This is a genomic window from Agromyces aerolatus (assembly GCF_031432255.1).
GTDB lineage: Bacteria > Actinomycetota > Actinomycetes > Actinomycetales > Microbacteriaceae > Agromyces.
The window spans coordinates 76,737-82,948 of the sequence record NZ_JAVKGQ010000012.1 but is presented as its reverse complement, the minus strand read 5'-3'; the positions used below and the strand labels follow the sequence as shown (position 1 = coordinate 82,948).

Here is a 6,212-nt window from a genome sequence, read left to right as displayed (position 1 = left end):
GCGGAAAGTGGGTCGGTATTCGCGTGGTGGGTTGGAAGGCCTGCAGGGGTGACTTTCATCCCAGTTCCGCTTCGTGAACCCAGTTCTTGCGGCGTTGTCGGTGACATGGCGTTGCTGCCGCGGAAAGTGGGTCGGTATTCGCGTGGTGGGTTGGAAGGCCTGCAGGGGTGACTTCCATCCCACTTTTCGACTTCCATCACATGGGGGCGTCCGTGCGGTCAGCGGAGCGGGATGGCGGCTGAGCGGTGCAGCTCGTCGCGTTCGGCGACGGCCGCCCGCGCGGCGGCGGCCAGGTGAGCGGATGCCTCGGGGCCGGCGCCGTGGCGGCGCGCGGCGCGCGTGCGGCCCCAGCGTTCGAGGGCCCGGCCCGTGCGGATCGCCCATCCGGCGACCCCCGTCGCGCGCACGGGATGTGCGAGAGCCTGGGGGAGTGCTGCGGTGTGCATGGTCATTCCTCCGTCTCGGGCGGGCTGGTCGCGGCGGGCCGGCCGACGTCGATGCCGCGCACGAGCGGGAACGCGGCGAGCTGGATCTGCACCGGGAGCGCGCCGGGCGTGGGCTCGGCGCGGTGTTCGGCGATGGCCCGGTCGATGACGGCCTCGAGCTCGGCGACGAGTGCCGCGAGCTCGTGGCTCGTGAGCCTGAGGTTCGTCGTGTCGGTGGTGGCCGCGTCGACCCAGGTGGGGCCGAAGACGGTCTCGCCCTCCCCGAGGAACTCGTGGTGGTTGCGTTCGCGGGCGCGGATCCATTCGTCGGACACGAGCTGCGTCGCGAGTCGCTCGGCGCTGCCGGGTGCGAGCCGGCTCGGGTCGGGCGTCGCGATCGGGGCCGGGGTGCGCTCCCACCAGCGTTCGCGCGCGGTGCCGTGGCCCTCGACCTCCTGCACGAGGTCGTGCCTGGCGAGCTGACGCAGGTGGTAGCTCGTCGAGCCGCTGGACTCGCCGAGTCGCTCGCCGAGTCCGCTCGCGGTCAGCGGGCCGAACATCGCCAGCTCGTCGAGGATGCGCACCCGCAGCGGGTGCGCGAGGGCTTTGATCGTGGCCGCGGAGAGCACGCGGTCGCGCCACTGCGGCGCAGCGGCGTCGCGCATCACGTCATGCGCGTCTGCGCTCGGTGCGGTTCGCCCGGCGGGTCGTCGGTCGTCGGTGCTCATGGTGCAAAGATACCTCTGCAAATAGTACTTTGCAAAGGGTTCTTTGGATCTACGAGTCTCGCTCGAGCAGCGGGATCAGCCGGTAGGGGATCAGCTCGCCCATGGCGAGCGACGTCTCGGTGCGCTCGACGCCCTCGATGGCGAGGATCGCGCCGTCGATGCGGAACAGGTCGTCGGCGTCGCGGCACACCACGCGCACGAGCAGATCGACCGAGCCCGAGAGCCCGTGGGCCTGCAGCACCTCGGGAATGGCCGCGATCTGCGCGGCGACCTCGGCCAGCAGCTTCTGCCGCACGTGCACGCTCACGAAGGCCTCCAGCGGGTATCCGAGCGGCACCGGGTCGATGCTCCGTTCGAACGAGCGGAAGGCGCCCGACGCCTCGAGGCGCGCCATGCGCGCCTGCACCGTATTCCGGCTGAGTCGCAGTCGGTCGGCGAGTGCGACCACGGTCGCGCGCGGATCGGCGCTGAGTGCTCGGAGCAGGGCGCGATCGACGTCATCATAGGCGGCCATAGTGTGCAATGTAGCAGCTGGCCGCCGCCCTCCGATTGGCGATCTGCTCAATCGGACGGCAACTGCTTGAGCTGACTGTTCGATCGACGTACGCTCGCGATAACCGGCGGTGAGGCCGGGCGCGCGCGCCCACGAGGCGCACGCCGACGCGGAGGATCGATGATGACCCCACCCGAGCAGGCCGTGCTCACCACGCACGCGCCGATGATCCAGCTGATCGACGAGACGGGCGTGCGGCATCCGGACGCCGAGTTCGATCCGTGGGTCGCGGACATCGGTGTCGACGAGCTCGTCGCCATCCATCGCGACCTCGTGGTCGCCCGCCGCCTCGACGCCGAGGGCACCGCATTGCAACGACAGGGCGAGCTCGGCCTCTGGCCGCCGCTCGCCGGCCAGGAGGCCGCCCAGATCGGTTCGGCGCGCGCACTGCGCGACGACGACTTCGTCTTCCCCAGCTATCGCGAGCACGCCGTCGCCTGGTACCGCGGCGTGCCGGCCGCCGAGGTGATGCAGGTCTGGCGCGGGACGGCGCTGAGCGGCTGGGATCCCGAGGCGCGGCGCATGGCCGTGCCGCAGATCATCATCGGCGCGCAGACGCTGCACGCCGTCGGGTACGCGATGGGACTCAGCTGGGACGGCTCGGACGCCGCGGCGATCGCATACTTCGGCGACGGCGCGACGAGCCAGGGCGACGTGAACGAGGCACTCGTCTTCGCCGCGAGCTTCGTCGCACCCGTCGTCTTCTTCTGCCAGAACAACCACTGGGCGATCTCGGAGCCCGTCGAGCTGCAGTCCAAGCAGCCGCTCGCGCGTCGCGCCGACGGCTTCGGCATGCCCGGCGTCCGCGTCGACGGCAACGACGTGCTCGCCGTCATGGCGGCCACCCGGCGAGCGCTCGACCGCGCGCGCCGCGGCGAGGGACCGACCCTGATCGAGGCCGTGACGTACCGACTCGGCCCGCACACGACCGCCGACGACCCCACCAGGTACCGCGCCGACGACGAGCTGCAGAGCTGGCGCGAGCGCGACCCCATCGCGCGGGTCCAGGTGTTCCTCGCCGCGAGCGGGGCTGACGTCGAGGCGATCACGCGCGAGGCCGACGAGGCCGCGGCGCGTGCCGCCGCCGAGCTCCGCGCGCAGGTGACGACGCTCCCCGACCGCCCCCCGCTCAGCGTGTTCGACCATGTGTACGCCGAGCCCAACAGCCAGCTCGAACGGCAGCGCACCAGGTACACGCGCTATCTCGAGATGTTCGAGGACCCGGCCGAGGGCGCAGCCGCAGGCGCCGACGCCGGCTCCGGCATCGAAGGGGGTGCCCGATGAGCACCATGACGCTCGCGAAGGCCATCAACGCCGGGTTGGACCGCGCGCTCGCGGGCGACGACCGCGTCGTGCTGATGGGTGAGGACATCGGGCGTCTCGGTGGCGTGTTCCGGGTCACCGACGGGCTGCAGGCCCGGTACGGTGCGCATCGCGTCGTCGACACGCCGCTCTCGGAGGCCGGCATCCTGGGCACCGCGGTCGGACTCGCGTACCGCGGGTACCGGCCCGTGGTCGAGATCCAGTTCGACGGGTTCATCTACCCGGCCTTCGACCAGATCGTGGCCCAGGTGGCGAAGCTGCATTACCGTTCGCTCGGGCGCGTGCGCATGCCGATCACGATCCGGGTGCCGTTCGGCGGCGGGATCGGCGCGGCCGAGCACCACTCGGAATCGCCCGAGGCGTACTTCGCGCATACGGCGGGTCTGCGCGTCGTGGCGTGCTCGAACCCCGCCGACGCGTTCGTGATGATCCAGCAGGCGATCGCGAGCGACGACCCCGTGCTCTTCTTCGAGCCCAAGCGGCGCTACCACGCGAAAGGCGAGGTGCCAGACACGGCGAGCCTCGCCGACGCGCCACCGATGGGGGTGGCCTCGGTGCTGACCGAGGGACGCGACGCGACGCTGGTCACCTATGGACCGCTCGTCCCGACCGCGCTCGACGCCGCGAAGGCAGCGGCCGAGGAAGGGGTGTCGCTCGAGGTCATCGACCTGCGTTCGCTCGCACCCGTCGACTATCCGACGATCGAGGCGTCGGTGCGCCGCACCGGCCGGCTCGTGGTCGTGCACGAGGCGGCCGAGCAGGGCGGCGTGGGCGGCGAGCTCGTCGCCCGGGTGACCGAGTCGTGCTTCGAGTTCTTGGAGGCCGCGCCCGTGCGGGTGACCGGTCACGACATCCCGTATCCCGCGGCCAAGCAGGAACGGCACCACCTGCCCGACCTCGACCGGATCCTCGACGGCGTCGACCGCGTCCTCGGCCGGCCCAACTCGCTCTCGGGCGTGGAGGCATGAGCGCCATGATCCGTGAGTTCGCGCTGCCCGATCTCGGTGAGGGTCTCACCGAGTCCGAGCTGGTCGCCTGGCGGGTCGCCGTGGGTGAGCGCATCGAGCTCAACCAGATCATCGCCGACGTCGAGACCGCGAAGGCGGTCGTGGAGCTGCCCTCGCCGTTCGCCGGCGTCGTGACCGCGCTGCACGCGGAGCCGGGGGAGACGGTCAACGTGGGCGAGCGCCTGTTCTCCTGCGACACCGCGGGCGACGGGTCGGTCGCCCCGGGTGGGGCGGATGCCTCGGGCGGTGCGGATGCCTCGGGCGCGGCCGGCTCGTCGGACGACCCGCCGGTCGACGTGCCCGAGCCGACGCTCGTGGGGTACGGTGCGGCGGTCGAGACCGGCCCGCGACGGCGCGCGCGTCGGGGTGCGCTCGCGGCCGACCTCGTGCCGCAGCCGGCGCCGGCCGCAGCCACGCCCGATGCCCGCAGCGCCGGGAGCGCGCCGCCGGGCGTCGCCGGCGGCGCGGCGTCGGGGGGCGACGGCGCCGTTCTCGAGCGGCCGCGTTCGACGCCGCCCGTGCGCAAGCTCGCACGCGACCTGGGAGTCGTGCTCGACGAGCTCACCGGGACGGGCGAGCGTGGGCGCATCACGCGCGCCGACGTCGAGGCCGCCGCGGCGACGCGTTCCGTGATGGCGCCCGGTGGTGCGGGCAGCGCTCCGGACTCGGTCCCCGGCGAGACCCGGATCCCGGTCAAGGGCGTCCGCAAGGCCACGGCGGCCGCGATGGTCCGGAGTGCGTTCACGGCGCCGCACGTCACCGAGTTCCTCACGATCGACGTGACCGCGACGATGGACCTCGTGCGGAGCATCCGTGCCGACCGTGCCCTGCAGCAGCATCGCGTGACGCCGCTCGCGGTCGTCGCGAAGGCGGTCTGCCTCGCGGCGCGCCGGACACCCGAGGTGAACTCGCGGTGGGACGAGGAGGCCGGCGAGATCGTCCGCTACGACGGGCTCAACCTGGGCATCGCGGTCGCGACCGAGCGCGGGCTCATGGTGCCGAACGTGCGCCGGGCCGACCGCATGACGCTGCTCGAGGTCGCCGACGCGATCGGCGCGCTCGCCGAGACCGCGCGCGCCGGGCGCACGACGGCGGCCGATCTGCGGGGCGGCACGTTCTCGATCACGAACATCGGCGTTTTCGGGATCGACGCGGGCACGCCGATCCTGAACCCGGGGGAGGCCGCGATCCTCGCGACCGGCGCGGTCCGGCGGCAGCCGTGGGAGCATCAGGGCGAGATCGCGCTGCGCGAGATCATGACGCTCTCGCTCTCGTTCGACCACCGGCTCGTCGACGGCGAGCAGGGATCGCGGTTCCTCGCGGACGTCGGCGCGATCCTGCGCGAGCCGGGCCGGGCGCTGCTCATGAGCTGAGCGCCCCAGCCCGTTGGTCGAGTGAGTTACGCGCCAGCGAGCGTATCGAGACCTCGCGGGCCGAACGGTGTGCGTGTGACCACCGGGTCTCGATACGCGTGCTCCTTCGTCGCGCGCTACTCGACCGGCGGAGGGGGTGCTCCTTCGTCGCGCAACTCGAGCAGCGGGTGCGCGTGCGTCTCGACCAGCGAGCGCCAGGCCATGTCGCGCAGGATGCGACGCACGGCGTCGTCGGACGGCGGCGAGCCGTGGGTGCGTGCGCTGTGCGGGGTCGAGTTGATCAGGCCGAAGGCCGCGTGCGCCCGGATGCGCAGCTCGGCCGTGGACGCGCCGGGCTGCAGACGCTCGAGCACGCCCACCCAGAGCTCGACGTACTCGCGCTGGAGGCGGCGTACGCGGTGCGCGTCGGCGTCGGGCAGGCTCGTGAGGTCGCGGTCCTGCACCCGGATGACGTCGGCGTTCGCGATGGCGAAGTCGACGTGGAAGGCGATGAGCGCGCGCAGCGCGGAGTCGTCGTCGGCCGCGGCGGCGACCGTGGCCCGGCCGCCGTCGAGCAGGCCCTCGCTGGCGTCGAGCAGGACGGCGGCGAGGACCGCGGACTTCCCCGGGAAATGCCGGTACACCGCGGGACCCGAGACGCCTGCGGCCGATCCGAGCCCTTCGAGGGTGACGCCGGCGTAGCCGCGTTCGGCGAACAACGCGGCCGCGGCGGCGAGCAGCGCCTCGCGGCGGTCGGCCTTCGCCTGTCCGCGCACGGTCATCGTCTCGGTCACGCTCGGACCTTTCGTCGGGGGTCGCCTTGC

Annotated in this window: 7 protein-coding genes; 3 read left to right on the top strand and 4 right to left on the bottom strand. The window is 72.6% G+C overall.

What is annotated here, in order from left to right; all coding sequences use genetic code 11:
- Positions 1-218: 218 nt before the first annotated feature.
- The 3 genes from RH864_RS14530 to RH864_RS14520 are packed head-to-tail and all read right to left on the bottom strand — an operon-like array spanning position 219 to position 1,667.
- Positions 219-446, bottom strand: a complete 228-nt coding sequence (locus RH864_RS14530; RefSeq protein ID WP_310518278.1) for a hypothetical protein — start codon at positions 444-446, stop codon at positions 219-221.
- A gap of 2 nt (positions 447-448) precedes the next feature.
- Positions 449-1,153, bottom strand: coding sequence for an ArsR/SmtB family transcription factor (locus RH864_RS14525; protein WP_310518277.1), 705 nt, complete (start codon positions 1,151-1,153; stop codon positions 449-451).
- Positions 1,154-1,202: 49 nt separating this feature from the next.
- Positions 1,203-1,667, bottom strand: coding sequence for an Lrp/AsnC family transcriptional regulator (locus RH864_RS14520; RefSeq protein ID WP_310518276.1), 465 nt, complete (start codon positions 1,665-1,667; stop codon positions 1,203-1,205).
- Positions 1,668-1,829: 162 nt separating this feature from the next.
- Between RH864_RS14520 and pdhA the strand changes: the two genes are divergently transcribed.
- The 3 genes from pdhA to RH864_RS14505 are packed head-to-tail and all read left to right on the top strand — an operon-like array spanning position 1,830 to position 5,409.
- On the top strand, positions 1,830-2,990 hold the full coding sequence (gene pdhA, locus RH864_RS14515) for a pyruvate dehydrogenase (acetyl-transferring) E1 component subunit alpha (protein ID WP_396129984.1): 1,161 nt from the start codon (positions 1,830-1,832) through the stop codon (positions 2,988-2,990).
- Positions 2,987-3,997, top strand: a complete 1,011-nt coding sequence (locus RH864_RS14510; RefSeq protein WP_310518275.1) for an alpha-ketoacid dehydrogenase subunit beta — start codon at positions 2,987-2,989, stop codon at positions 3,995-3,997. The genes pdhA and RH864_RS14510 overlap by 4 nt, the downstream gene beginning before the upstream one ends.
- Positions 3,998-4,002: 5 nt before the next feature.
- The gene (locus RH864_RS14505) at positions 4,003-5,409 is read left to right on the top strand and encodes a dihydrolipoamide acetyltransferase family protein (protein WP_310518274.1); all 1,407 of its coding nucleotides are present in this window, start codon (positions 4,003-4,005) and stop codon (positions 5,407-5,409) included.
- A gap of 116 nt (positions 5,410-5,525) precedes the next feature.
- Here the strand turns inward: RH864_RS14505 and RH864_RS14500 are convergent, their stop codons facing one another.
- A complete protein-coding gene (locus RH864_RS14500) occupies positions 5,526-6,182 on the bottom strand; it encodes an SACE_7040 family transcriptional regulator (protein WP_396129983.1) in 657 nt (218 codons plus the stop codon).
- Positions 6,183-6,212 lie beyond the last annotated feature (30 nt).

Excerpts from the sequence above, each read along its gene's own strand:
- RH864_RS14525 (WP_310518277.1), bottom strand. The coding sequence starts at position 1,153 with ATGAGCACCGACGACCGACGACCCGCCGGGCGAACCGCACCGAGCGCA.
- RH864_RS14530 (WP_310518278.1), bottom strand. The coding sequence starts at position 446 with ATGCACACCGCAGCACTCCCCCAGGCTCTCGCACATCCCGTGCGCGCG.
- pdhA (WP_396129984.1), top strand. The coding sequence starts at position 1,830 with ATGACCCCACCCGAGCAGGCCGTGCTCACCACGCACGCGCCGATGATC.
- RH864_RS14520 (WP_310518276.1), bottom strand. The coding sequence starts at position 1,667 with ATGGCCGCCTATGATGACGTCGATCGCGCCCTGCTCCGAGCACTCAGC.
- RH864_RS14505 (WP_310518274.1), top strand. The coding sequence starts at position 4,003 with ATGATCCGTGAGTTCGCGCTGCCCGATCTCGGTGAGGGTCTCACCGAG.
- RH864_RS14510 (WP_310518275.1), top strand. The coding sequence starts at position 2,987 with ATGAGCACCATGACGCTCGCGAAGGCCATCAACGCCGGGTTGGACCGC.